The following is a 26,158-nucleotide window of genomic DNA, read 5'->3' as shown; positions in this document are numbered from 1 at the left end:
GGAATGTGGAGGCGGACGTCTTCACATTCCATTTTTCTTAAAGGCATAAGCCAATCAACGGCGGGAAAGCAGTCCTGCTGTTGATTGACTTATGCTAGCCAATAACTTATTCACACTAGAAAAAGAGGTGGTTGTAAATGGTCCAGTCCAGTCGACAGCGGAACTTGTTCCTTGCCTTCTGTCTTGTTCCGACATTTATTTTGTTTGCCGTGTTCACGTTGTATCCCCTATTCAATGGTCTTTATTATTCCTTTTTCAAATGGTCGGGAGCCTCTTCACTCGCGGAATTTGTAGGTTTTGAAAATTATCGCAGATTGTTCAGTGATGAGATCATCCCAAGTACGATTTGGCACGACTATTTTCTCGTTATTACAAAGGTTATCGGCATCATGATTCTATCGACCTTTTTTGCCGTTGCTTTAACACAAATGAAAATTAAAGAAGCTCCGTTTTACCGGATTGTCTTTTTCTTTCCGAATATCATGTCCGTCGTCGTCATCGGGATCCTGTGGATGTTTATCTATAACCCAAGTCTCGGGCTTGTGAACTCAGGCCTTGAATTGATAGGACTTGAAAGTTGGACGCGACCATGGCTTGGGAGTGAAGACTGGGCTTTGCCAAGTTTAGTACTTCCTTCTGTATGGGCAGGGATCGGGTTATTCATGCTCATGCTGATGGGCGGGATTTCCAACATCTCGAAAAGTTATTATGAAGCAGCAGAAATCGACGGGGCTACCGAGTGGCAGCAGTTTTGGAAAGTGACCTTGCCGCTGATCTGGCCGCAAATCAAGATCTCCATTTTATACATCATCATTACGACCTTGAACGGATCCTTCATTATCGTCCAGGTCATGACCAAAGGTGGACCGAACAACTCGACACACGTGATGGGTTCCTACTTATATGAACAGGCTTTCGTTAAATATAACTTCGGATACGGCGCGACGATCGGGGTTATGATTTTGATTTTGTCTCTCTTGACTGTTTTGATTATGCAGTTCCTGATGAGAAGAGAGAAAGTGGAGTATTAACAGACAGGAGGGGAATAGGGTGAAAAAAGGAAGTATTTTTTCAAGAACGATTGTACGTATTCCATTGATCATCTGGTCTCTGGCCGTCTTATATCCGATTTTCTGGATGGTGCTGGGTGCATTCAAATCCAATGCAGAAATCTACGCCAATCCATGGGGGCTGCCGGAATCGTTCAGTTTTAGTAATTTTGTCAATGCATGGAGCAATTACAATATCGATACGAGTGTGTTTAATAGTTTCATCGTCACAGGTCTTGGAGCGACACTGACTCTTGCGATGGCGATTCCGACTTCTTATGCTTTAGAGCGCATGCGTTTCCGCGGAAACCGGTTGTTGTTCACGCTTTATATTTCAGCGATGATGATTCCGATGGTCCTCGGATGGATTCCTTTGTTCTTCCTATTAATGCAGCTGAATCTACTGGATAACATTTTCGGACTCAGTATCGTTTATGCGGTCAGCCAATTGCCGTTCAGCATTTTCGTTTTAACGAGTTTCATGGCAACGATTCCAAAATCACTGGAGGAAGCAGCTGCGATCGATGGGATGTCACCGTATGGCATCCTGTGGAAAATCATTACGCCGCTTTCGACAACAGGGATTATTACCGTTACGATAATGAATATGATCCAGTTTTGGAATGAATATTTTATGGCGCTCATTTTTCTTCAGACAGAGGAAAACTATACGCTTGCTCTTGCGATTGATTATATTAGTAATGAAACGCAATACACGAATGCATGGGGGACGCTGTTTGCGAGCCTTGTCATTGCCATTGTACCTGTCATCGTTTTGTATGCGATTTTTCAACGACGGATTGTTAAAGGAATGACTGAAGGAGCCATTAAAGGATAAGTGTGGTGAAACAAATGAAGAATTCTCTAACCGGCGGGCTTGTGATTCTCAATGAGATGAAAGATAAGCTGCCGCCTTCTGAAAAAAAGATCGCCGAATTTATTTTGGATCAACCTCATGAAGCGATCCATTGTACGGCGACACAGCTTGGGGAACTGAGCTCGACGAGCAGCGCGGCCGTCATTCGGTTATGCAAATCACTCGGTCTGAAAGGATTGCAGGAGTTGAAATTGAGGATATCTGGGGACTTGCAAAAGAAGCCGGAAGCACGGTACCGGGACATTCAGCCGGGCGAGCCTTCCGATTCAATTGTAGAAAAAATAACGAGCAACAGTTTGCAGGCGATCCGTGAAACGACGGAAATGGTGGACTACCGGACGTTATCGGAAGCGGTGAGGCTGTTGAATGAAGCGGGATCCATCCACTTTTTCGGCGTAGGAGCGTCGGGAATTATCGCTCAGGATGCCCAGCAGAAATTTTTACGGATGAACAAGCCGACTTCTGCGTTTACAGATATGCACAATGCGGCGATGAATATTGCTAATGTGACAGAGAACGATGTCGTCTTCGGCATTTCTTTTTCGGGTGAAACCTATGAAACAGCTAAAATCATGGAAATTGCGAAGAAAAAGGGAGCTCGGACGATCAGTTTGACGCGTTATGGACAGTCTCCTGTAACAGAGCATGCGGATGTTTCGCTGTACATTTCTGCCTCAAGGGAGATCCCTGCACCATTTCGAAGTGGAGCGACATCTTCCCGTCTTGCCCAGTTACATATGATCGACATTCTTTTTGTCAATGTCGTCACCGAACAGTGGGACAAGGCCTCCGAGTACTTTCATGAAATTACCGACGTCATGGATTTGTTGAAAGGGAAGAAAACGAAAGGATAAGGAGGAATCATCGTATGGAAAAGTGGTTGGAAGAGCTGCAATCTTTGCTTCCGGAAGGGCATGTGTTAACATCCTTGGCCGATCGTCACAGTTACAGTTTTGATGCTTCTTTTGGGGAACACCTGCCGGATGCTGTGGTGCAGGTGAAAGAAAAACAGGAAGTTGCTGATGTCCTGAAGCTTGCCAATCGTTACAAAGTTCCGGTCCATCCGCGCGGTTCCGGCACCTGCCTGAGTGGCGGTCCTCTTCCTGTGCACGGCGGGATTGTTCTGGATATGTCTCAATTCCCGGCGATCATCGACCTCAGTCCACGCGATTTGACGGTGAAAGTGACACCGAGTGTATTGACCGGAAACATCAATAAAGCCGCAGAAAAACACGGACTGATGTATGCCCCCGATCCAAGCAGTGCCCATGTAGCAACGATTGGCGGCAATTTGGCGGAAAACTCCGGAGGACCCCGCGGACTGAAATATGGAGTGACGAAAGACCATGTGCTTGGTTTGGAGGTTGTCACACCAGAAGGCGAGATTATCAAGACCGGTGGCCAGACGATCAAGAATGTTACAGGCATTGATTTGACGAAGCTGATCGTCGGCTCGGAAGGAACGCTTGGCGTCATCGTCGGGGCAACATTGAAACTGATGCCGAAGCCGCCTGCAGTGCAGACAATCATGGTTGCTTTTGACGAAGTGCGAAAAGCGGGGGAAGCGATCTCCCAGACGCTGACATCAGGAATTTTACCGGCGAAGATGGAATTTATGGATCAAGCCTGTATCATAGCCGTCGAAAACTTCCAGCCGGTTGGTCTGCCTGTTGATGCGGCTGCTGTTATTATTATTGAACTCGATGGACATCCGGAAACGCTTCGGGTCGAGCGGGGTCTGATCGAGGAAATTATGGAGGAGATGGGCGCGAAAGAAATCATCATCCCGAAAAGTGATGAAGAAGCAGCAAAGCTCTGGCATGCGCGCAAGCAGGTGTCACCTGCGATTGCGAAGATTAAGCCGACGAAAGTCTCCGAAGATGCGACCGTTCCGAGAAGCAAAATCCCGGACTTTATGGACCGATTAGAGCTTATTAAAGAAAAATACGGCCTCGATGTAGTCGCTTTTGGTCATGCTGGAGACGGCAATCTGCACCCGAATATTTTGTGTGACAAGCGGAATGTGGAAGAGATGAAGCTTGTTGAAAAAGCGGTGGAGGACATGTTCCAGGCTGCCCTTGATCTCGGTGGCACGCTATCCGGTGAGCACGGGATCGGTACGATGAAGGCCCCGTTCATGGAGCTTGAACTCGGAGAAGTCGGACTGGATATGATGAAGCGCATCAAAGACAGCTGGGACCCGAACGGCATTTTAAACCCGGGCAAAGTTTTTCCTGAAAAAGGACAGAAGTTGGTGCTGCACCATGACTAGTTCACTGAAGGAGCGCTTGAACTATGACAAGACGTTCGACTGTGTCCAGTGCGGCTACTGTCTTCCTGCCTGTCCGACGTATGAAACGATGGAAAAAGAAACCCACTCTCCGAGAGGCCGTATTAATCTGGTGAAAATGGTGGCGGAAGGCAAGGCATCTGTTGAGGATTTGAAGGAACCGATTGAAAAGTGTCTTGGCTGCATGGCGTGTACGACCGTCTGTCCGACGAACGTCCAGTATGGAGAGATCTTTGAGGGAGCGAAGCGCGTGATCGATGAAGAGAGGCCGCGCCGGCTTGTGGAGGACTTCTTGTTTCAGTCGTTCTTTCCTTCTTCAAAATGGATGAACACGCTAGGGAATGCGACTTGGCTTTATCAGAAGAGTGGATTGCAGAAGGTTTCCCAGCGGTTTGGGTTGACGAGAAGAGCCCCGCTTCAGATTCATAAATTTGAAGCGGCTTTACCGGCGATGCCTGGACCGAAGACGCGACGTAATCGTGCGGACCGGTATGTGCGGAAGCGTCCGGCTTCAGCAAAGGTTGGATTTTTTAAAGGATGCGTGATGGACAGCGTCTTTTTTGAAACGAATCAGAATACGGTGGAGCTTTTGCTTCGGAGTGGCGCGGAAGTTGTTTTTCCTGAAGCGCAGACGTGTTGTGGTGCTCTTCATGCTCATACGGGGAAAGTTGATCACTCGGTGGAACTTGCAAAGCAGAATATTGAAGCCTTCGAGGAGGAGGGCTTTGATTATATCGTGAACAATGCTGGAGGCTGTGGCGCGCGGTTGGTCGAGTATGCCCATTTGTTTGATGAAGGCACAGAGTGGCATGAGCGTGCAGTACGATTTGTGTCACGGGTGAAGGATATTTCGGAAGTCCTTGCTGAGTTGGACGGACTTGTTTTTGAAAAAGAGTTGTTGAAGACGGTTACCTACCAGCCTTCCTGTCACTTGCGCAATGTACAGAAGGTGACGAGTGAACCGCTGGACTTGATTCGGATGATTCCCGGGGTCGAACTGCGCGAGTTGGAGCGGCCGGAGTTTTGCTGCGGGTCTGCAGGCGTTTATAATATCGTGAATTATGAAGATGCGATGGATATTCTGGACGTGAAAATGCAGGACGTGTGTGGCACAGGAGCAGGTGGTGTTGTGACTTCTAATCCAGGGTGTCAGCTGCAGATGAAACTTGGTGTGGCGCGGGAAGGCTTGGAGATGGAAGCTGTGCATTTGGTAGATTTATTGATGGAGGCTGATCCTAGGCCGAAGTGGTGAGGCGATCTCTTGATGAGGTCGTCTTTTTTGTGGTTTGGGAATGTGGTGGTCCGCGGATATCGGCTGAATTTTGATTATATCAATTGAAAATGGAATATATCAATTAAAATCAAGATATATCGGCTGAGATAGCAATATATCAATTAAATTATAATAAAAAGTACACTCTTCCTTTATTTTCTCCTTTTGATCTTAAATTCATATCTCTTAGTATATTTTGCATAGCGGAAGGGGAGTTGATGAGCAAAAAACTTCTTGCTTGAAGGTTATTAATTCTGTGTCCAACAAGTAATGAGTAATCCCCCAGTGCAGGGATGTGCGCTCTTGGGTCTTTATGGAGACAAATACCGCACTGCCAAGTTCCTCGTTTTCTTTTCATAGGGAGAGCGTTACAATTCGTGCAAAATACCCCTCGTTTAAAGTCTTTTATAGAAAGAGAGAAATATTTTATATAATCAAATTCATTTTCTGTATGGTCAGATAGTAATTCGCTAGATAGTAAATGAAGAGAAGAGGTGCTTAATTTCTGTAACTCGTCGTGCTCAGAGCTAATCTCCACTATTTTTTCAGGCAGAGCTTCCGTGCGGATAACGATATCGAGAGAAGGATCATCTGTATTTATAGAAGTTCCGGGGTGACTGTTGGCAACGAGGCAGTAGATAGGGATGTCGGGGAAACTTTTTATATGAAGCCATTGCTGCAATTGTCTTCGATGACGGCGGACTTGAAGAACAGGATCAGAAAACGTTTGTGGCCCTTCATCCCATGTTCTGGACAGGAAGTTAAACCTTTGATTGTAAAACAACTCTCCGCCAATATTTTTGGCTTCAATAATCAATAGCCATTGATCGGTCAAAATCAGGCAATCGATTTGGAAATAGTGGGTGCCGTCATAGAGACGTAGGTGATGGAAAATACGGTAGTGTTCTGGGAGATAGGAGAGTAGGAAGTTGAGGGCGAGTTCGCCTTTGTGGCCGGAGAGGCGGGTTTTGAGGTGTTCTTTCACCTTTGGTAATTGGGGGTGGTTATCATGAAGCCGTCGTTCAATCGCTTGCAGTTGTTCAATGTCCCTTGGGAATGTTCGCTTTTTAATAATCATGACATCCGTCCTTTCTATTTTTATAATACGACAAATCATGGTAGCATGCCTATCAAATATTTCAACCCACCCCCTCCCCATATGCTAGAATGAATGCAACAAAACAAATGAGGGATGAGCAGTGAGCAAACCTAACATTTTAGTCGTTGAAGATGAAACCAAAATAGCTCGCGTATTGGAGCTGGAACTTGAATATGAAGGTTATCAAGTGACGAAGGCTCATGATGGCATGGAAGGATTACGACTTTATCGCGAAAAAGAATGGGACTTGCTTCTTCTTGATGTCATGCTCCCAGGCTTAAGTGGCACGGACCTTCTCAAGAGGATACGTTCTGGGGATGAGGAGACGCCGGTCATTATGCTGACGGCGAAGGATGAAGTGAGTGACAAGGTAACAGGGCTCGATCTTGGAGCGAACGATTATGTAACGAAGCCCTTTGAGATCGAGGAGCTGCTTGCAAGGATACGAGCAGCTTTACGGACAAAGTCTGACCAACAAGTCATGAGGATTGAAGACCTGACCGTCAACGTAAATACCCATGAAGTGTACCGGGGTGAAAACTCTATAGAACTGACGGCGAAGGAGTTCTCCCTTCTCGTTTATTTAATGAAAAACAAGCGTCAAGTACTGAACCGTGCCCAGCTTCTGGAAGGAGTATGGGGCTTTGATTATTACGGAGATACGAATATCGTCGATGTGTATATCCGTTATTTGCGTAACAAAATGGATAAAGGATACGATCCAAAGCTGATTCATACTGTCAGAGGCGTCGGCTACGTCTTGAAGGATCCACGATGAAGCTAGGGAATCGAATCCAAGTTTACACAACAGGACTGTTCGTCATCCTTCTTGTGCTGATCAGCGCGGCGGTTTATTTTTCTTTCAGTAAAATTGTCTATGACAGTGATGTGGATCAAACAAGAGTGGAAGCAGAGCGCATTGTGACGGGTATCAATGAGCGTTCTGGTGATTCACTTTCCGCAGACGTCCTGAGGGCTTATGTTCCTGCCAATGGGATGATAAGGCTGGTCCTTCCAGATGGCACTTCGGAAGTCAGCTTGACGGGCGGGAACCAGGAGAATCTTATTGAACAAGCCTACCCATATGAAGCAGGGGAAAAAGCAGAAGTCCGAAGCTACGAAGGTGTTCCTTATGCTTTTGTTTCCATCCCGATTGTGTGGACAAATGGTGAGGTCGTTTCTTTTCAGCTGACGAGAAGTCTGGAGGCGACTGCACAGAATTTAAGTATTCTTAGAATAGTGTTGGTGACTGTTGCCGTTCTAGCGATGATTCCATTTTTCCTTTCTTCAAGACTATTAAGCCGGTTAATTGTCACTCCGATCCACTCCTTGATCCATACGATGCAGCAAATCAGGGGCAGCGGCCAGTTTAAAAAGATTTCTTATGAAGGGAAGTCCAAAGATGAGTTAGCTCAGATGGCGGATACCTTCAACACAATGATCGATCAGCTTGAAGATATCTATCAAAAGCAGGAGCAGTTTGTTTCAAATGCTTCCCATGAATTGAAAACCCCTTTAACCGTAATCGAGTCCTATGCAAGTCTTTTGAAGAGAAGAGGAAAACAGGAGGAAGAACTTTTTCAAGAATCTGTGGAAGCCATTCATTCGGAAGCGAAACGAATGCGCGAACTAACGGAACAGCTGCTTCTTCTTGCAAGAAAAGAGGAACACTGGGATGTTCAATTTGAATCCATCGACCTGTCCCGGTTACTGCAGACAACCGTCGCTTCTTTTGAAAAAGCTTACCAACGAAAAGTTGAACTGCGCTGTACTCAAGCTATTCATTTAACAACAGATGAGCAAAAATTGAAGCAATTGCTTTATATTTTCATGGATAATGCGCGTAAGTACAGTGAAGAGCCGATTGAGGTGAACGTAGAGAAAACAGAGAATCATGTGGTCATCCGTGTCATGGACCGAGGGATTGGTATGTCACAAAAAGATCTTGAAAAAGTGTTCGATCGCTTCTACCAAGTGGATGAATCCAGGACCGAAGGATATGGATTAGGCCTCTCGCTAGCTAAAGAGCTGGCTCACGCTCTTAGAGCTGACCTTCAGCTTTCCAGTGAGAAAGGGTCGGGGACGACGGCCACGATTCTTTTGCCGCGCTCAGAGGATTCTCATCTTCAGGGAGTATGATGATACGGAGGAGGGAGTTTTATGGCTAACCATTTCAAGCTATTGATTTCCATAAGTCTGCTCGCTCTTTTGATCGTTCTAGGGTGGCAGTGGGTTAACGAGAGACTAAGCGCTGAGCCGTTAACGGAGTCAGATATTCGCGAAAAAGTACAAACCCAATACAATGGTGAGATTACTGATGTAACTTCCACGGAAGGTCATTACTTGGCAACCATAGAATTAGAGGAAGGTGTTTATGAAGTGGCGGTCTTAAAAAAGGATGGCCGTATTTCTGATATCAAGCCGATTGAAAAGTTTCAGGACAACGACTCCACCACTTCATCCGATAGCCAGTCCGAGAATACAAAAACGCAGCCAATTACGGAAGAAAAGGCAAAGGCTGTGGCTCTGAATGAAATTGAAGGCGAAGTGGATGATATCGACTTTGAATCTGAAGTCGATCCAGCCTTTTACCTTGTAGAAATCGAGCGGCCGGGTGGAGAAGAAGCAACAGTCCAAATCCATGCCCTCTCAGGTGAAATTATGTCCGTCACATGGGACGATTGATTTCTCATCAAATTCTCATTTTCCTCTTTCTTTGTTCTCATCATGGGTGGATATAGTGAGAGTAGAACAAATAAGAGGAGGATGTATTATGAAGAAAAAATGGATTATTGGCGGTATTGTAAGTGTTGTCGTGCTGGGAGGCGCTTTCGGTGTGAGCGCTGTTTCAGGTAATGATCAATTCTCTGAAAGTGCAGTGGATTTTTCCCAGAAAGAAGCAGAAGCTGCAGCTAAAGAGGCAGTCGATGGTTTGAAAATTGAAAAGGTAGAAAAAGATAAAGAGGACGGTATTTCCATCTATGAGATTGAGGGTCAGACAGAAGATGGCAAAGAAGCGGAAGTGGAAGTGGACGCAAACACGGGAGAAGTCGTACAAGTCGAGCATAACGAAGACGATTCCGATGAAACTTCAGCTGAAGATTTGAAAGTAAAAAAAGAAGAAGCTGAGAAAACCGCTAAAGATAAAGCGTCAGGCAGTGAAATGAAAGAAATGGAAATTGATGATGGTGATTATGAGTTTAAATTTCAAGATGATGCCATTGAATATGAGGTCACCGTTGACGGTCAGACTGGAGAAGTTATTGAGTTTGAAAAAGATAAACTAGAAAAATAGCTCCGGAAATTATTGTGCTCCATCGATTAAAGATGGGGCTTTTTCTATAGGGGGAGAGCATGACAGATGAAAAAAACTCGCCAACGAGGCGAGCTTTAATGACTTTCTACTAATTTAAATCCAATTGTTGAAAGAGCTGTCTTTAAATTAGAAACGGTTTTCGGTTTATGAGTCGATAGTACATTCGTTTCGATTTCTTTATGAGCTACTTCCGGAGTAATCCCTGTTAAGATTGTATCGATTCCCATCACCTGCAAAGCCTGAATAAGCTTTGGAAGCATTTCCGAGAAAAATTGGTCGCGGACAACCAATCCAGATAGGTCCAGGACGAAATGGTCAATATCCTGTTCTTTTCCATATAGAAGGACGTCTCGCATCAGTTTGTCTGCACGTTCTTCGTCTACGATTCCCTGGATAGGAACGACGGATACACTTTCTGTGATCGGGATGATCGGTACATTCATTAATCCCATGTTGTAATGGGTTTGATCAAGGTCAATCATATGGGATAGAACGGAGGCAATGGTTTGTAAGAATTCTATGTCTTGTTCATCAAAGTTTTTTTCCTCTTTGTCCATAACACAGAGAGTTCCGAACACATTCCCTTTTAAATCTCTTAATGTGACACCAAGATAGCCTCTTACCTGTAGTTCAGCTGAAGCCTTAATATCACTTGTGAGTTTGTCCTCCATTAAATTGTTTGTACTAAGTACATGGTCTTGATCATTAATAATCAGCCGGCAGTGGCTTTCGTTATAATCAATGGTATAACCTTCAGGGACGATTTCTTCTTTCTTATTTAAAGAACTCAGGACGGTCATTGCGTGCTTACTTCTCATCGTGACGTAAGCGGTCTGGACATCCAATCTTTGTGTCACCACTTCAAATATTTTCTGAGCGGCTGATTTTAAAGAATAATATCCCTCTGAGTCCATCAGATGTTCTTCCGACATGAAAAACCTTCCTTTTCACAAAATTAGGAGCTATACCCTATTATACCCTACTTCCCTTTGAAACTGAGATTTAATCCCTTAATTTTAAAAAATGTGTCGTAATCGTTAGTTAATTGATAAAAAATAAAGAAATAATGAGCAATCAATAGAAAAATTTAATAGAATAGCAAATTTTAGCTTAAAAGACGTTCAAAAGTAGTATTCAGAAAATTTGCAAGAGTAGTAAAATTTGAGATAATAGAAGTCACATAATAAAAGGGGGAAAAATGGATGAAAGCAAAATGGTACTTATTCATTATGGTTATGGCTTTAAGTTTGCTTCTTCCTGCGTGTGGCAGTGATAGTGAAGCAGGCTCATCAGGAGACTCTGGTGATTCTGGAGGAGAAACGTACACAGTAGCGACGGATAACAACTTTGTCCCTTTCGAGTTCATGAACGAGGAAACGGGAGAAATGGAAGGTTTCGATATTGATTTGATCAAAGCAATTGCTGATGAAGCAGGGTTCAATATTGAAATTGAATCCATGAAGTTTGACGGTGTTGTCGCTGGTATGCAATCCGGTCGTTATGATATCGGGATTGCTGGTATGACTATTACAGAAGAGCGTAAAGAAACCATCGATTTTTCTGATCCTTATTATGATGCTGGTTTGATGCTTGCGGTCAGCGCAGATAATGATGAAATTCAATCTGAAGATGATCTTGCAGGTAAAAAGGTGGGGACCCGCTCTGGTACGACAAGTGAAACGTACATCAGAGAAAACCACCCGGATGCTGAGTTGATTACATTCCCTGGAATCGTCGAAGCGTATATGGACCTTGAGTCTGGTCGTCTAGATGCGGTAATGTATGACGTTCCTAACGTCCAGTATTACGTAGCCAATGACTCTGAAGGCTTGAAAACAGCTGGAGACATTTTGCAGGGTGAACAATATGGAATCGCTTTTCCTAAGGATTCTGAACTTGTGAGTGATGTGAATGAAGCATTGCAAACATTGATTGATAATGGTACGTACGATGACATCTACGAAGAATGGTTCGGTGAGCGTAAATACGGCACAGAATCTTCGGAGTAATAGAGAGAAGCTGATCAGAAAAGCGTAGCAAGTGATTGGCTTGTTACGCTTTTTCCATGATTTGAATACTGGCATGAACCATTACACCATTCAAAACACAAGGAGCGAATACATATATGGAGTTCATTACGGAATCGCACTATTTTCGTGTCATGCCGTTTTTGCTTGAGGGATTGGTATGGACACTACTCATCACGTTTGTTGGATTGATTTTCGGATTTGTGCTCGGGGCAGTTTTTGGTTTTGCCCGCTTGTCGAAAAATAAGATCATTTACGGACTTGCGACGGTTTATGTAGAAGCGGTTCGCGGAACACCGATCTTAGCACAAATTTTGTTCATCTATTTCGGTCTCTCTGATTTAACCGGAATCAATATTGACAAAATCTCGGCCTCGATCATAGCGATTGCCATAAATGCCGGTGCTTACATAGCGGAAATCGTAAGGGGAGCGGTTTACTCGATTGATAAAGGACAGGAAGAGGCTGGGCGTTCCATTGGCCTCACTCGTAACCAGACGATGCGTTACATCATCTGGCCACAAGCCTTCAGAAGAATGATTCCACCGCTAGGTAACCAATTTGTCATCAGCTTGAAAGATACTTCCCTTTTCTCTGTCATTGCTGTAGGCGAGTTGCTATACATGGGTCAACAGTATTACGGAATGACGTTCCAGGCTTTCCAGGCGTTGACGATGGTTTGTGTGATGTACTTGATAATCACGGTGCCGACAGCGGTTTACTTGAGACGAGTTGAAAGGAGACTGGATGTGTAATGATAACCGTCAAAGATTTGCATAAATCATTCGGTTCCAACGAAGTGTTAAAAGGAATCAATGCAGAAATTAAAGAAAAAGAAGTGGTTTGTGTCATCGGACCATCAGGTTCTGGGAAAAGTACTTTTTTAAGGTGCTTGAACTTGCTTGAGGAAGTCACTTCTGGAGAAGTCATCATTCAAGGGGACAATTTGACCGACCCTAAAATCAATATTAACGATGTCCGCTCCCGTGTCGGAATGGTGTTTCAGCACTTTAACCTTTTCCCGCACAAGACGGTCCTTGATAACATTACGATTGGTCCAATCAAAGTGAAGAAAATGAAGAAAGCAGAAGCCGAAAAAGTGGCGCGACCGCTGCTTGAGAAAGTCGGACTGAGTGACAAAGCGAACGCTTATCCTGAAAGCCTTTCCGGCGGGCAGAAACAACGTGTAGCGATCGCCCGTTCCTTAGCGATGGAACCGAGCATCATGTTGTTTGACGAACCGACATCAGCGCTTGACCCTGAACTTGTCGGAGACGTGTTAGCCGTTATGAAGGACTTGGCAGAGGAAGGAATGACGATGGTGGTTGTCACACACGAGATGGGTTTTGCCCGCGAAGTCGGGGACCGGGTACTGTTTATGGATGAAGGGATTATCATGGAAGAAGACGTACCAGATAATCTATTCGGAAATCCTCAAAATCCTAGAACGCAGGAGTTCTTAAGTAAAGTGCTATAGGAAAAATCCGCAGACGACGATGTCTGCGGATTTTTAAATTAGAAAAGGAAATAAGATGAGACAAAGTACATGACTACGATAAGAAGAGAAGGAGCTGCATAGCGAGAGAAGCTCTCGACTTTTTTCCTTACCATAATGAAAATCGTCAGTACCATCATACCAATGAACAATAAAGCAATGGGAAGGTTTCCTCCTGATGTTGCGCTTAATATCTGCCCGTTTTGGTAAAAGAGGTCGGTGATGGCAAGAAGCTGCAAGTTGAACAAGTTACTCCCTAAAATGGAACCTACAGCCATATCATAATTCCCCATTTTGAATGCCACAAGGACGGTGACGAGTTCTGGTAGTGAGGTGGAAGCGGCGATCAAGAAGCTCCCGACGAAGCTCGAACTCATCCCTGTTTGCTGGGCCAGTTGATCCCCTGATATCGAAAGGGCGCTTCCGGCAGCGAAGACAACAATCGCGCTGATTGCAAAGCCAATGCTTGCCGCTTTTAAGGAAACATCCTTCCCTGTAGCTGCCGCTTCATCCATCTCTTCTGCTTCCTCATTTTCAAAAAAGCGGACGGTCAGGATGTACAACCCGACAAGAATGAACATTTCGATTCCGATATTAAATAGAGAAAGGGTAGAACTCATCACTAGGGATGCGACCACAACTAACGTAAAGACGATACCTGCTATGGCGGAAGGCAGGTGCTGTTTTTGGTCGAGCCTGTTGAACATTTTCTGCTTCCGATAAATGAGATCAACCGCAGCTAAAATCAATACATTAAATACGTTACTACCAAGCATATTTCCTACAGCAATGTCTGGGTTGTCAATATACACAGCCGTTAAACTCGTCGTAAGTTCCGGTAAAGATGTAGCCCCCGCTATAAGGAATGTACCCACGACAGCCCCGCTCAATTTAGATTTTTGACTGATGACATCCCCGTAGCGGTTCAGCTGAACGGCAGCTAGTACGACCACAACGGCTGAGATGGCGAAAATTAAAAAGTTCATCGTTTTCCTCCTCCAGGTTGAGCCAATAAAAAAAGACCTTGGCCCTATTTTCGTGCAGGCCAAGGTCTTGCGTACTATGGTCATAGTTTGGTGAACCGAGTGTTTGCACACTGAAGTGACGATTCACCAACCGCTTTATACGGTCGCTACTCCCCTTGTTACTATTAATATAGCGAATTCCAACGAAATGGTCAACAATATAGTCTGCTACCCATCAAGATGATCTTCAACTATCTGGCAGGATTGTGTAAGACTCGATTTCGAGACTTTTGTGGGAGTTTAGGGGCTCCGGGAAAAGGTTCGCTTTCCGTGGGCGAGTGATGAGCCTCCTCGAGCTAACGCTCTGCGGGGTCTCATCTACCACGCACTTCCCCTTAGATATCCGGTTCCGGCGCCTAGCGGCTAGTGAGACTTCCCTCGCTTCTGTACGATAAGTCAACATCGAATCGCTCCGCTCTTCGTGTTTCCTTTATCTCCTCCAGCTCAGTCCAGTCCATACGCCGCTGACCAAGGCGCCTGCACACTTAAGGTAGGAGTCTCACCGTTTCCCTCCGCCCCTTTGCCATATGAGGTTCTCGAAACCCCTCTTATAGTAACCTGCCTAGTTTTGTTGTGAAATCCTGCTTAAACTGCATCGATATAGAATTCTTAACCATAAAAGCTCCTATTACTGGAAGGTAGTTTCGAGAATCTCTTCCGGCAAGTGGGCGGAGGGGAATGGCGAGACTCCTGCGGGAAAAAAGTGCATGGTGAGACCCCGCAGAGCGAAGCTTGAGGAGGCTCACTGCGCTCCCGCGGAAAGCGAGCTATTCCCCTCAGCCCCATCCACTCAACAAAAGTCTCGAAACTGAGTCTTCAAGAAAAGGGAGCTATTGTAAAACATAAAAAAAGCGGCCATCCGGCCGCTTTTTTTAGATTAATAGTTTACTGCATCATACGAGTTGATGACCCCGTGTTCGAAGTAGTAGCCGGTACCGTAGATTGGATCAGCTGTTTGTTCGATGGCTGCACGGATGTTGCTGTTGGAGCGTCCTTGAGACGCAAGCAATCCAGCTAGTCCAGCAACATGAGGGGAAGCCATGGATGTCCCGGACATGTAGGCATATCCACTATTCGGAACAGTAGAAGCGATGTCGACACCAGGAGCTGTCACATCTACCCATGTGCCATAGTTAGAGAAGGATGCCTTGTTGTTGCTGCTGTCTACCGCACCAACAGCGATGACATTGTCATAGGAAGCAGGTTCGAATGTTGTGGAAACTCCATCATTACCTGCCGCAGCGATGACAACGGAACCTTTATTCCAAGCATAATCAACGGCATCTTCCAATGTTTGAGTATCACAGTCACAGCCAAGGGAAAGATTGATAACTTCTGCTCCTACGTCAGCAGAATAACGGATCGCATCCGCGATGTCATACAAAGAACCGCTGCCGTTTGCATCAAGTGCACGCACGGCAAGGATTTTCGTGTTTGGAGCCATACCTGCAACACCTGATCCGTTATTCGTTTCTGCAGCAGCTGTTCCTGCCACGTGTGTTCCGTGATTATTCAAGTCCATTGGATCATAATCGTTATCTACGAAATCATAGCCTTTGATTGTTTTACCATCAAGATCCGGATGATTGTAGTCGACCCCAGAGTCGACAATAGCAATTTCCTGGCTGCTGCTTCCGCGGGTAATATCCCATGCCGCTTCTGTGTCTGTGTTTTGTGGACCATACTGGTATCCACTATAGTAAGTATCATTTGGCGTCCATGTTGCTTCGAAAACGTAGTTTGGCTCTGCGTATTCCACGTTTGGATTATTGCTGAGTGCTTTTGCTACAGCTTCTACGTTTCCGACTTTAAGTACTTTTACTTTCGAATCTACGAAAGAACGTTCTTCTGTCACTTCTTTTGCTCCGAATTTCTCCAGTTGTTGATCATTCAAAGACTTGCCGTTTTTGAACTTAACGACAACTTCGCCTTTTACGAATTCTCCTTTATCTTCCTGTACGTTGACTTTGTTCAATGACTCCGGCTCGGAATCAGCGAACGCCTGCCCTGTTGTCGGCAGAATGGCCAGTGTGGCTGCAAGTGATAGTGTTGCTAGTTTTTTGAACTTCAAATCTATTCCTCCTTAAAAGTTTATACTCTAGTAATTCTAAGAATTTCGCCGTTTTCCTTCAAAATACGGGTTGGGATAGTTGTTATGGGGGAAGGCGTTTAAAAGGGGTTTTGCAGATGGATCTTCCCAAGTTTTGTGTTCAAAAAGGTCTTGCGGTTCATGGAAATGGAAGATGATAGAAAATATCATGAAATAATATTGGCTAGAAACTTACCGTTCAGGTTTTGCTGTGAACATTAATAGAAATGTCATTTTTGTAAAGGAATGTCTGAGAGTACTGTTTCCTAGTCTTATAGATTCAGGATCTTCGTAAAATAGGATGTAATTCTTACCATTTTTAATTCTTTTTATCAAGCGAAGGGTTTTAGATAGCCGTTCGTGGGAAGTAAGAGTAGAAACCAGCCAAAAATTATAGATGCAAAATATTAGGGTGGTGTTTTGATGACACATTCACAAAACGATGAGGAAAAAAAGAATACAATCGTTGATCAAGTGGAAGGAGGGTTGAAAAAATCCGCGCATGTCATTAAGGATAAGATCCCGAATCCGGTATCTAAAATTATCCGGAAGGCAGATGACCCACAAGAGGCGACTGAACATGCCAAGGATGAAATGAGTGATCAAGCGGGAGATTTTTTCCGGGAGCAATTCGAAAAGCAGATGCAGTCTAAAATCGAGGACATGAAAGAAGAGCTTCAGGAGAAAACTTCAGCGAATGCCGATCATGTTCATTCGAAGGCGGAGGAAGTAAAGGGGAAGGTTCAAGAGCACCTGCTTGAATTCAAAGATAAGCTCGGTTCTGTCAAAGAATCCGGTGAGCAGATACAGGATTCTATAAGTGAGAACAGTTCTTCAAGCGGAAGGATCAAAGGTGCCAACGATATTAAAGGGGTCTCTCATATAAAGAGTTCTGCTTCTATTAAGGGGCCAAAAGATATCAAAGGATTATCAAGTATCAAAACTTATCATTCGTAAATAAGGAGAGGAGATTTAAAATGGCGATTCAAAAATCAACAGATAGTTCCAGTCTTGCAGAAGTGGTTGACCGTATTTTGGATAAAGGAATTGTGATCGATGCGTTTGCCCGCGTTTCCGTTGTGGGAATTGAATTGATTACGGTTGAAGCGAGAGTAGTCATTGCCAGTGTGGATACATGGCTCAGATATGCAGAAGCTGTCGGCCTTCTGCGGGATGAGGTTGAAGAGGAAGGACTCGGAGGCCGTCTAGGTGAAGAAGAACAGTCGTCATCCCCGCGTTCTTCAAATGAAAGAGGAGAGTTCAGTATATAAAAGCCCCAAGTATTTAGTGAAAAGGGATAGGGTGGAATTTTCGTAATTCCATCTTGTTCCTCATCTATAAAAGAAACAGTTTGATAGGAAAAGAGAGGGATGCAACGCTATGAAGGTCTTGAATGAAGTAACCGAATTTTTCAATGAGAATATTGCACCGCCACATAAAATCATTTCTGCTAGAAAGAAAGACCAGGAGTGGCGGGTGTTGGTCGAAGTGATTGAAGAAAAGGAATATATGAAAAAGTATGCCAGGGATCAAATGGTCGGGTTATATGAAGTTTTTCTTGATGAGAACATTGAAGTAACAGGCTTTTCACGTTTAAGCCTCAGATATCGCACCGACATTGAAGAACAGGTCGAGCAGTAGGAGTAGGGATGATGAGTGTACTAAAACAAAGCAGCAATCGTCCTTCTACAAACCAACACGTTTATGATCAACCCTTCTTTAAAAGCTTGATCCGGCGTTCTTTAAACTATTTATCAGCTGGTTATCCTGTTCACTATACAGGTCCATCAGGCATCGGGAAAACGACACTTGCTATCCATGTGGCGAAGCAAAGAAACAAGCCTGTAACGCTCCTTTCAGGCAATAAGGATTTGACTAATGACGACTTGATTGGCGCTTACAAAGGGTACAGCCGTAAAAAGCTGAATGATAATTTTGTAAGGACCGTTCAAAAGATTGAAGAAAATGTCACGGAAGATTGGGTAAGCGGACATCTTTATGACGCGGTGAAACATGGACATACCTTGGTGTATGACGAGTTCACAAGATCGAGTCCGGAGACGAACAATTTGTTTTTATCTGTTCTCGAAGAAAAAATCCTTCCTTTATATGGATCGAAAAGTAAGGATTCACACGTGAGGGTTCATCCTGATTTCAGGGTCATTTTCACGAGTAATCCGGCTGAATACATCGGAGTTTACGACACGCAGGATGCGTTAATGGATCGGATGATTTCCATCCCGTTGAATGCCATGAGTTTGGAAGCTGAGGTGGCAGTTGTGATGGAGAGGACGAAAATGAAGCAGAAGAAAGCCGAAGCCATCGTCCGCTTTGTAAGAGAAGTGAAAAAATCGATGGATGAGAAGGAAGATTTTCTAAGTTTGCGTGCCTCGATCATGATTGCTGATATTGCTGAAAAAACAAGCGTGCGTGTGGATGGAAAGGATGAAGCATTCCAGAACCTGTGTCTGGATATGACTTATTTTTCCGTATTATCGATGACGAAGGATGAAGAGAAAGCAAGGGAAATCATTCTTGATCATTGCAAAAAGGTTTAGGAGGTAGTCTGTTTATGAGTGAACAAATGGGAATCTATGTTTTCTGTTGTATTCAAACATCAGAGCAGAAGAGTTTCGGTACGATTGAATTTGAAGGAGAAGAAAAGGAAGTTTTCACGGTCCATCATAAAGATGCGGCCATGGTAGCTGTAGAAGCACCGATTAAAATCTATCACCCGAAGAAAAAAGCACTCATGACTCACCAGCAAGTGATTTCGAGAGTCATGGAAACGGAGAGTTCTGTCGTTCCCATCAGTTTTGGGAATGTTTTTAATACGAAAGAAGATACGCAAGTGCTCATCGAAAACCTTTATCCTCAACTGGAAAAGTTGTTTGTCGAAGTTCGGGATAAAATTGAAATTGGTTTGAAAATCGTTGGTAAAAGAGAATGGCTGGAAGAGCAAATCAATCAAAATGATCGGGTGAAAAAGAAAAAGGAAACGGTAGCGAATAAATCGGAAGCGGCCGGCTATTTCGACCGGATTCAACTTGGAGAGATGGCTCGTGACTTTTTCACCAAGATTCAAAAGGAGATTGAAACAACCATTCACGCCCCTTTGGATCAATTAGCAGAGGCTTCTCAAGTGAATGATACAATTGGCGAAAAAATGCTCTTGAATGGAGCTTATTTAATCGACCGGGAAAAAGAAGAGGCGTTCGATAAGAAAGTTAATGAGCTGCATGAGCGGTGGAAGGAATATGTTGATTTCAAATATACAGGACCGTGGCCTGCGTATAATTTCATCAACATCAAGTTGAAAGTAGAAGCCTCATGATTCAAAAACTATTCACTTCGCCCATTCATTTAATAAAAAAAGTCGGAGAGCATGTGAAAGAAGAAGTGGATAAGGAAATGTACGACCTCGAGCACATTCAAAAGAAATTGATCCAGCTGCAAATGATGTATGAATTGGAAGAGATTTCAGAAGAGCATTATGAGGAGCAGGAAGAAGAGCTGCTTATACGCTATGAGGTCGCCAAAAAGCTGGAGATGGAGCAATGGGAGAACATGACGAAAAGGAAGTAAGGAGTTTTCAAGATGGAAAGGCTACTGTATTTGTATGGAATCACTCTTAAAGAGGAAGCCGCTTCTCAAAGCATCTCTGACCTTAAGGGGATAGATGGAAAGGCTGGTCTTGAAGTGCTGGATTATGGCTGGTGTTCAGCAATCGTCAGCCCTGTCGACGAAGGGGAGTTCGGAGAAGAGGCATTGGAAACGAACACACAGCAAATGGAATGGGTGCAGGAAAAGGCTTATCTGCATCATGAAATATTAATGAGCTTGAAGAATGCCCTCACCTTGATTCCGATGAAATTTTGTACGATTTTTCAGCATGAAGAAAGTCTGAAAAAGAAGATGGATGCCCATGAAAAAGAATGGATGACCCTTTTAGAGAAGTTAAAAGGAAAAGAAGAGTGGAACATCAAAGTCTTCAACCACCCGGACCTTTTAACGGAGCAAGTAGCAGAACATCATCCTGAGATTCAAAAGAAAAAAGAAGAAATTTCACAGATGTCTAAAGGAATGCAGTACTTGCAAAGGAAAAAACTCGACCAGTCCATTGAGCAGCAAGTATTGCAGGAGCAGCAGAAATACGTGAGGCAGTTACATAGTGAGTGGCAGGCACTATGTGAAGACACAGCTGAAAAAAAAGTCTGGAATAAAAATGTGACCGGAAAAGATGCGGATATGTGTTGGAATGGTGCCTACTTGATCGAGGTCGAAAAAGTAGAAACTTTTTTGAAGAATATTACAAACGCGAATGAGCAAGGGGAAAAGGCAGGCTGGGTGATTGAAGTGACAGGTCCATGGCCTCCTTATCACTTTTCGTCACTCTCTAAAAGTGAGGTGGACTGAGTGTCCTACAGAGAAAATTACGAAAATCAGGATATTGCCCTTATTGATATCTTAGATACCGTTCTGGATAAAGGGGTGGCCATCAAGGGGGATATCATCATATCCATTGCCGGGATTGATCTTGTCTATGTGGATTTGAAAGTATTGATTTCTTCTGTAGAAACTCTGGTCCAATCCAGCTTAGATGACTCCCTCAACTCTAAAACGCTGGATAGTGAAAAGGAGGCGTTGGAACGTGTCACAAAATAATTTACAAGAGCAACCGTTTAAAAGCGGCCGACTCAACTTAGACCCGGACGGAGCGGAGCAAGGACTTGCGCAACTCGTTTTGACCGTCATTGAACTGCTTCGTCAACTCGTGGAAAAACAAGCGATCCGCCGGGTGGATGGTGGAACGTTGTCCGAAGAGCAGATCGAGCAGCTGGGTGTGGCCCTCATGAACCTCGAAGTGAAAATGGATGAACTGAAAGAAATTTTTGACCTGAATGATGAAGATCTCAATATAGATCTCGGACCTTTAGGCAATTTGTTATAAAAAGGAGGCATCTTAGATGTCCATTGAACACCCGACTCAGTCAAACAGTATTGTGGATGTGTTAGAAACCGTTCTGGATAAAGGGGTGGTCATCGCCGGTGATATCAGGGTGGGGCTCGCAGATGTAGAGCTTTTGACAATTAAAATCCGTCTCATCGTCGCTTCCGTAGATAAAGCGAAAGAAATCGGTATGGACTGGTGGGAAACCGACCCTTATTTGAATTCGAAAGCCGCTCAATCGAACACGGAAGCATTGGAAAAAGAAAATGAAGAACTGCAAAAACGCATTGAACAATTGGAGAAGAACATGCAGGAAGTACACCAAAAATAAAAGGAGAGATGGACCATGAGCGAATCTAAAACACAGTTGACCAACCCGACGAATGAAGAGAACAACCAGCAGGAAACGGAAAGTAAAAGCAGTCATCGCGTGACCAAAGCCATTGTAGGCGGAGTTCTTGGTGCAGCGGCAGGATATTTCCTAAAACCGAATCGCGCAGAAGAACAAAAAGGGAGTATGAAGGAAAAAGCAGAAAAAGCCGGTGGGCAGCTGAAGGATTTGAAAAACCAAACGAAGGATAAAACGAGTGAAATGGTAAATCGTGTGAAAGACAAAGTGAAAAGCGGTTCTGATGAGAAGGAAGAAAAAGAAGAAACACGTTCCCTGAATGGTGCGGACCTTTCTCAAAAACAACTGGAATCACCTGATGAAGCGGCTGCTACGGAGGAAACCAATCAGGCTGAGGATGAAGAAATGGTTAATGAAGCCAATGAGGAAGAAAACCATGAGGAAATGGAAGGTGAAAGATCTGAGAATGATGATGGGGAACAGGAAAATGAAGAACAAGTGGCCAATGAAGAAGATGATGCGGAACAAAAAAGTGAGGAACCAGTGAACAACGAAGAAGATGATGCGGAACAAAAAAGTGAGGAACCAGTGAACAACGAAGAAAATGATGTTGAACAAAATAGTGAAGAACCAGTGAACAATGAAGAAGATGAAAATCAAGAAACAGTGAAGACAGGGAAGACGACATTAACCGTTAATGACGATACCACAAAGTAAAAATGACTATAGAAGGGAAGAAGATAAATGGATAATATTCTACGAAACTTCGTAAAAGCGGCGAACCAGGGAGATTTTTCCCTTGATCTTACATTGAACGTCAATGGTGCTTTGGTTACAGGAACGACCGTATCTGCGAAGAAATATATGCAATCGCTGAGCCGGACGTTTGAAAATGGAAATGAAATTTCTCAGGAACTGAGTGAGAAATTGTCGCGTGCTAGTGAGGTCAACTATGCGCATGAGGAAATCAGCTATATCCATTTAGAAGAAGCGCAAGTGTACAATGGGGACTCCAAGCCCACGCCTTCTGAAGGAAGTTTTTACTGGCGTGGAAAGCTTGATGAAGTGGATGGCTTTTTTCTTGGTAAGATTGATGCAAGATAAATGTTTAAAACCTAGTATATCTACGCTGAATCTGGATGATGTTCAAGTTGAAATGGTGGCTGATTGAATAGAAAACAACATTGAATTTGGAGCGGGGCCATGGTAAGATGACGTGAGCTTAAATATCACTTCAAAAGAGGATGAAGAAAATGGCTAGAGAAAAAATTGAGTCGATCTTTCTGTTGCGACTCTTTGCCATGGTCATGGTAGTTCTGGTTCACGTCACCGGAACCTATGCTTCCATTTTACCAGCAGACGGGGATGCTTTCGAAAAATATCATTTCCTAAATAGAATCATTCGATTGGAAGCCGGAATCTTTATTATGATTACGGCTATGGTGTTCTTTTATAAATATATGGATCAAAAAATGGATGGAAAGGAATTGAAGTCTTTCTATAAAAAAAGGGCTTTATATATTGTTGTCCCTTACCTCATTTGGGCTTTATTCTATGAAGCTTTCTCCGTATATATTGGCGCTGTTACTTTTAATGTTAGTGAAATAACGATGCGTATTTTAAAAGGGGAGTCTTATTATCAGCTCCACTTTATTTTTTTGATTGTACAGTTCTATCTCTTTTTCCCTGTGATTCTATTTGCAGTAAAGAAATTCACGTTCTTTAGAAAGTATTTATGGCTTTTTGGAATGGGAATAGAAATAGGTTACTATTTTTTAAATCAAAAATATCAGTTGATTCCTTTCAGCTTCTTTTTAAGCAGTATGGGACCTTATTTGTTAGGGGCCTGGATTGGAATGAACGTTAAAGTTCAAAAACAAAAGGTTTTTAATAAATCTACGATTCTATGGATAGGCGTGACGGCTTTAGCCGGGGTAGCAACCGTTCGACTCTATTACCATCTTTATACGGTTTCATCTTTCTATTTACCAGGTTGGACTTATTTGGTTGTGAATTTGGTATATATGATGGCGGGAAGCTACTTGATGTTTCGTTTGATGGAGATTGTCTCGCGTAAGTGGTGGCCAATTCTGCCCTATGTCAAAAATATAGCGGTTTACTCTTTCGGATTCTATCTCTTGCATCCTATCGTTTTAAAAATAGTTGCACAAGTGATCCCCACGCCGGAGAACTACTGGTTTCATGCGGGAATCTTTGGTAGATTTGTGCTAACATTGTTCTTCTGTTATCTCATTATTTGGTTTACTCATCGTTATTTGCCTTTTTCCAGTTTGCTTTTCGGTAAGTTACCCAAAGGGAAGCCCGCCTTTCTAGGGATTACACGTTCTGTTAACAGGTATGAAGAAGCAAAGACATCCGTTCAGTAAGAGGGAAGCAAGAGCTTCTCTCTTTTTTATTTCTATTATTTTCAGAAAAATCTGTATATCGCATTGAATTCAGAAAGGAAAGTAATATATAATACATTTAAATGTAAACGCATACATACTTTTGTAGATTGAGGAGGGTTTTTGTGAGTGGGATATGGTTAGCTGTTGTTGGAGGTCTCATCTTTTTTCTAGGTTATCGGTATTATTCGAAGTTTATCGCCGAAAAAATCTATCGTCTCGATCCGAACTATGTCACCCCCGCCCATCAGTATAAGGATGGTGTCGATTTTGTCCCGACGAATAAATTCGTATTGTGGGGACACCACTTCACTTCCGTCGCAGGGGCGGCGCCGATTGTTGGACCGGCGATTGCTGTGTATTGGGGCTGGCTGCCGGCCGTGCTTTGGGTATTGTTAGGAACCGTTTTTGCTGCCGGGGTCCATGATTTCGGTACACTTGTTTTGTCGGTGAGAAATAAAGGACAATCCATCGGTACGCTTGCCAGTAAGTTGATCGGTCAAAAAGCGAAAGTGCTGTTTTTATTTATTATTTTACTGCTTGTTCTAATGGTGAACGCTGTCTTCGCCTGGGTCATTGCGAATCTATTCATTTCATTCCCGGCAAGCGTACTTTCTGTTTTCATTCAAATACCACTGGCCATCTGGATCGGTTACAGTGTATATAAAAAGCAGGGGAACATGTTGCTTCCATCCATTGTAGCGCTTGCGGTCATGTACCTAGCGGCGATTGTGGCTAGCTATGTACCTGCTTTGCAAATCGACCTTGTCCGCTATTTCGGTGGCGAAGGCGCTTCAACAATATTTGGTTTGAATGCGACGTCCATGGCCTTTTTCGTATGGATTGTCGTGTTGATGGTGTACGTGTATATCGCCTCCACCTTGCCGGTTTGGAAGCTGTTGCAGCCAAGAGACTATATCAACTCTCACCAATTGATTGTTGGACTTGGTCTTTTGTATTTGGGACTGCTTTTCACAAACCCTGAAATTACGGCACCCGTGACAAACGCTTCTGCGGATACATCCTGGTTCCCGCTATTGTTCATTACGATTGCCTGTGGAGCGATTTCCGGTTTCCACGGTCTCGTATCATCGGGAACATCTTCGAAACAGTTGAATAAAGAAACAGACGCGCGTTTTGTCGGTTATTTAGGCTCTGTCGGTGAAGGGGCTTTGGCTCTTGTTGCGATTATCGCTGTTGTCACTTTTTTCCCAACAGCAGGTGAATTTACAGCGACGTATAGCGGATTTACAGCGGCGAGTGGTGCGGGACTTGGCGTCTTTATCCAGGGTGCAGGACAGCTTGCTTCTGGGCTTGGTATTCCTGCATCTGTCGCAGCAACGATCGTTTCTGTCATCGTCGTCAGTTTTGCCGCAACGACGTTGGACTCTTCTGTCCGTTTGATGCGTTATATCATTGCAGAACTGGGAACGGAATATAAAGTGACGCCATTGACGAAAACCCATGTGGCAACAACGGTTGCGGTTGTATCCAGTGCTGCGTTGACTTTAATTCCTCAAGGTCCTAAAGGGTTCGGTTCTGGTGGATACTTACTTTGGCCTTTATTCGGGACCTCGAACCAGCTCCTGGCAGGTATTAGTCTGTTACTCGTTTCCATTTGGTTGAAACGTCAAGGACGAAACTATCTGCCGACGATCATTCCGATGGTCTTCCTCATGTTTATGACGTTGTGGGCCATGATTGATCAGGTGGTGACTGAGTGGGCGCCATGGAATGAAGGAAGCGATTGGATGCTGTTTACTTTCGGCGCGATCATTCTTGTGTTTACTTTCTGGATCCTCATTACAGCGTTTTCTGCGATTGCAGTGAATCGTGACGATTCCATTGAGAAAAGTGCGTAATTAATAAAGGAAGCCGGCGTTTGTCGGCTTTCTTTTTCCTTGAAAGGAGCA

Annotated in this window: 29 protein-coding genes and 1 pseudogene; 26 read left to right on the top strand and 4 right to left on the bottom strand. The window is 43.9% G+C overall.

The window, feature by feature from the left end:
• Positions 1–137 precede the first annotated feature (137 nt).
• Genes ACJA3J_RS17575 through ACJA3J_RS17555 form a run of 5 tightly spaced genes read left to right on the top strand, consistent with a single transcriptional unit; the run spans position 138 to position 5,468 of the window.
• Positions 138–1,031 carry a carbohydrate ABC transporter permease gene (locus ACJA3J_RS17575; RefSeq protein WP_406944758.1) on the top strand — a complete coding sequence of 298 codons (894 nt, stop codon included), beginning with the start codon at positions 138–140 and terminating at the stop codon, positions 1,029–1,031.
• Between the two features lie 19 nt (positions 1,032–1,050).
• Complete coding sequence (locus tag ACJA3J_RS17570) at positions 1,051–1,887, top strand: carbohydrate ABC transporter permease (protein ID WP_115822830.1); 837 nt, start codon at positions 1,051–1,053, stop codon at positions 1,885–1,887.
• 14 nt (positions 1,888–1,901) lie between these two features.
• A complete protein-coding gene (locus ACJA3J_RS17565; protein ID WP_115822941.1) occupies positions 1,902–2,780 on the top strand; it encodes a MurR/RpiR family transcriptional regulator in 879 nt (292 codons plus the stop codon).
• Positions 2,781–2,794: 14 nt separating this feature from the next.
• A complete protein-coding gene (locus ACJA3J_RS17560) occupies positions 2,795–4,198 on the top strand; it encodes an FAD-binding oxidoreductase (protein ID WP_406944757.1) in 1,404 nt (467 codons plus the stop codon).
• Positions 4,191–5,468, top strand: a complete 1,278-nt coding sequence (locus tag ACJA3J_RS17555) for a (Fe-S)-binding protein (RefSeq protein ID WP_406944756.1) — start codon at positions 4,191–4,193, stop codon at positions 5,466–5,468. The genes ACJA3J_RS17560 and ACJA3J_RS17555 overlap by 8 nt, the downstream gene beginning before the upstream one ends.
• Before the next feature lie 148 nt (positions 5,469–5,616).
• Here the strand turns inward: ACJA3J_RS17555 and ACJA3J_RS17550 are convergent, their stop codons facing one another.
• Positions 5,617–6,567, bottom strand: coding sequence for a nuclease-related domain-containing protein (locus ACJA3J_RS17550; protein WP_406944755.1), 951 nt, complete (start codon positions 6,565–6,567; stop codon positions 5,617–5,619).
• 121 nt (positions 6,568–6,688) lie between these two features.
• Between ACJA3J_RS17550 and ACJA3J_RS17545 the strand changes: the two genes are divergently transcribed.
• From ACJA3J_RS17545 to ACJA3J_RS17530, 4 genes are all read left to right on the top strand, one after another.
• Positions 6,689–7,366 (top strand): response regulator transcription factor, encoded by a 678-nt coding sequence (locus ACJA3J_RS17545; protein WP_406944754.1) that lies wholly within the window; start codon positions 6,689–6,691, stop codon positions 7,364–7,366.
• Positions 7,363–8,727: an ATP-binding protein gene (locus tag ACJA3J_RS17540; RefSeq protein WP_406944753.1), complete on the top strand. Its 1,365-nt coding sequence runs from the start codon at positions 7,363–7,365 to the stop codon at positions 8,725–8,727. The genes ACJA3J_RS17545 and ACJA3J_RS17540 overlap by 4 nt, the downstream gene beginning before the upstream one ends.
• A 21-nt stretch (positions 8,728–8,748) precedes the next feature.
• Positions 8,749–9,273 (top strand): PepSY domain-containing protein, encoded by a 525-nt coding sequence (locus tag ACJA3J_RS17535; protein WP_406944752.1) that lies wholly within the window; start codon positions 8,749–8,751, stop codon positions 9,271–9,273.
• Between the two features lie 88 nt (positions 9,274–9,361).
• Complete coding sequence (locus ACJA3J_RS17530; RefSeq protein ID WP_406944751.1) at positions 9,362–9,883, top strand: PepSY domain-containing protein; 522 nt, start codon at positions 9,362–9,364, stop codon at positions 9,881–9,883.
• A gap of 95 nt (positions 9,884–9,978) precedes the next feature.
• Here the strand turns inward: ACJA3J_RS17530 and ACJA3J_RS17525 are convergent, their stop codons facing one another.
• On the bottom strand, positions 9,979–10,836 hold the full coding sequence (locus tag ACJA3J_RS17525; RefSeq protein ID WP_406944750.1) for a GAF domain-containing protein: 858 nt from the start codon (positions 10,834–10,836) through the stop codon (positions 9,979–9,981).
• 270 nt (positions 10,837–11,106) lie between these two features.
• Here ACJA3J_RS17525 and ACJA3J_RS17520 point away from each other — a divergent pair, with 270 nt between their 5' ends.
• The 3 genes from ACJA3J_RS17520 to ACJA3J_RS17510 all read left to right on the top strand — a co-directional run bounded on the left by ACJA3J_RS17520 (position 11,107) and on the right by ACJA3J_RS17510 (position 13,408).
• Entirely contained in the window at positions 11,107–11,913 is an 807-nt protein-coding gene (locus ACJA3J_RS17520) for a glutamine ABC transporter substrate-binding protein (protein ID WP_406944749.1), read from the top strand.
• A gap of 116 nt (positions 11,914–12,029) precedes the next feature.
• Positions 12,030–12,686, top strand: coding sequence for an amino acid ABC transporter permease (locus ACJA3J_RS17515; RefSeq protein WP_160913469.1), 657 nt, complete (start codon positions 12,030–12,032; stop codon positions 12,684–12,686).
• The gene (locus ACJA3J_RS17510; protein ID WP_406944748.1) at positions 12,686–13,408 is read left to right on the top strand and encodes an amino acid ABC transporter ATP-binding protein; all 723 of its coding nucleotides are present in this window, start codon (positions 12,686–12,688) and stop codon (positions 13,406–13,408) included. Before ACJA3J_RS17515 ends, ACJA3J_RS17510 begins: the two co-directional genes overlap by 1 nt.
• Positions 13,409–13,446: 38 nt before the next feature.
• Here ACJA3J_RS17510 and ACJA3J_RS17505 read toward each other — a convergent pair whose 3' ends face one another.
• Positions 13,447–14,412 carry a sodium:calcium antiporter gene (locus ACJA3J_RS17505; RefSeq protein WP_406944747.1) on the bottom strand — a complete coding sequence of 322 codons (966 nt, stop codon included), beginning with the start codon at positions 14,410–14,412 and terminating at the stop codon, positions 13,447–13,449.
• 916 nt (positions 14,413–15,328) lie between these two features.
• Entirely contained in the window at positions 15,329–16,522 is a 1,194-nt protein-coding gene (locus ACJA3J_RS17500; protein ID WP_406944746.1) for a S8 family peptidase, read from the bottom strand.
• 441 nt (positions 16,523–16,963) lie between these two features.
• On the opposite strand from ACJA3J_RS17500, the gene gvpQ reads away from it, so the two are divergent.
• The 14 genes and pseudogenes from gvpQ (at position 16,964) to ACJA3J_RS17430 (ending at position 26,107) form a co-directional block, all read left to right on the top strand.
• The gene (gene gvpQ / locus ACJA3J_RS17495) at positions 16,964–17,497 is read left to right on the top strand and encodes a gas vesicle protein GvpQ (protein ID WP_406944745.1); all 534 of its coding nucleotides are present in this window, start codon (positions 16,964–16,966) and stop codon (positions 17,495–17,497) included.
• 20 nt (positions 17,498–17,517) lie between these two features.
• Complete coding sequence (gene gvpA, locus ACJA3J_RS17490) at positions 17,518–17,811, top strand: gas vesicle structural protein GvpA (RefSeq protein WP_406944744.1); 294 nt, start codon at positions 17,518–17,520, stop codon at positions 17,809–17,811.
• A 103-nt stretch (positions 17,812–17,914) separates the two neighbouring features.
• A pseudogene (gene gvpO, locus ACJA3J_RS17485) lies at positions 17,915–18,181 on the top strand (gas vesicle protein GvpO); the annotation flags it as partial.
• A gap of 11 nt (positions 18,182–18,192) precedes the next feature.
• Positions 18,193–19,098 carry a gas vesicle protein GvpN gene (gene gvpN, locus ACJA3J_RS17480; protein WP_406944743.1) on the top strand — a complete coding sequence of 302 codons (906 nt, stop codon included), beginning with the start codon at positions 18,193–18,195 and terminating at the stop codon, positions 19,096–19,098.
• Positions 19,099–19,112: 14 nt separating this feature from the next.
• Positions 19,113–19,874, top strand: coding sequence for a GvpL/GvpF family gas vesicle protein (locus tag ACJA3J_RS17475; RefSeq protein WP_115822816.1), 762 nt, complete (start codon positions 19,113–19,115; stop codon positions 19,872–19,874).
• Complete coding sequence (locus ACJA3J_RS17470) at positions 19,871–20,125, top strand: gas vesicle protein GvpG (RefSeq protein WP_089651265.1); 255 nt, start codon at positions 19,871–19,873, stop codon at positions 20,123–20,125. The genes ACJA3J_RS17475 and ACJA3J_RS17470 overlap by 4 nt, the downstream gene beginning before the upstream one ends.
• A 12-nt stretch (positions 20,126–20,137) precedes the next feature.
• A complete protein-coding gene (locus tag ACJA3J_RS17465) occupies positions 20,138–20,956 on the top strand; it encodes a GvpL/GvpF family gas vesicle protein (protein ID WP_406944742.1) in 819 nt (272 codons plus the stop codon).
• A complete protein-coding gene (locus ACJA3J_RS17460) occupies positions 20,957–21,205 on the top strand; it encodes a gas vesicle protein (RefSeq protein WP_089651267.1) in 249 nt (82 codons plus the stop codon).
• A complete protein-coding gene (locus ACJA3J_RS17455; RefSeq protein ID WP_244157073.1) occupies positions 21,192–21,491 on the top strand; it encodes a gas vesicle protein K in 300 nt (99 codons plus the stop codon). Before ACJA3J_RS17460 ends, ACJA3J_RS17455 begins: the two co-directional genes overlap by 14 nt.
• A gap of 16 nt (positions 21,492–21,507) precedes the next feature.
• Positions 21,508–21,822 (top strand): gas vesicle protein, encoded by a 315-nt coding sequence (locus tag ACJA3J_RS17450; RefSeq protein ID WP_115893648.1) that lies wholly within the window; start codon positions 21,508–21,510, stop codon positions 21,820–21,822.
• Positions 21,823–21,837: 15 nt separating this feature from the next.
• Positions 21,838–22,557: a YtxH domain-containing protein gene (locus tag ACJA3J_RS17445; RefSeq protein ID WP_406944741.1), complete on the top strand. Its 720-nt coding sequence runs from the start codon at positions 21,838–21,840 to the stop codon at positions 22,555–22,557.
• 27 nt (positions 22,558–22,584) lie between these two features.
• Positions 22,585–22,944: a gas vesicle accessory protein GvpU gene (gvpU, locus tag ACJA3J_RS17440; protein WP_406944740.1), complete on the top strand. Its 360-nt coding sequence runs from the start codon at positions 22,585–22,587 to the stop codon at positions 22,942–22,944.
• Between the two features lie 149 nt (positions 22,945–23,093).
• Positions 23,094–24,227, top strand: coding sequence for an acyltransferase (locus tag ACJA3J_RS17435; protein ID WP_406944739.1), 1,134 nt, complete (start codon positions 23,094–23,096; stop codon positions 24,225–24,227).
• 143 nt (positions 24,228–24,370) lie between these two features.
• Positions 24,371–26,107, top strand: coding sequence for a carbon starvation protein A (locus ACJA3J_RS17430; protein ID WP_406944738.1), 1,737 nt, complete (start codon positions 24,371–24,373; stop codon positions 26,105–26,107).
• Positions 26,108–26,158: the final 51 nt, after the last annotated feature.

Source organism: Halobacillus sp. SY10 (assembly GCF_045401165.1).
In the GTDB taxonomy this organism is placed as follows: Bacteria; Bacillota; Bacilli; order Bacillales; family Halobacillaceae; genus Halobacillus; species Halobacillus aidingensis.
The sequence above is the reverse complement of the archived record's forward strand: the minus strand, read 5'-3'. Positions and strand labels throughout refer to the sequence as shown.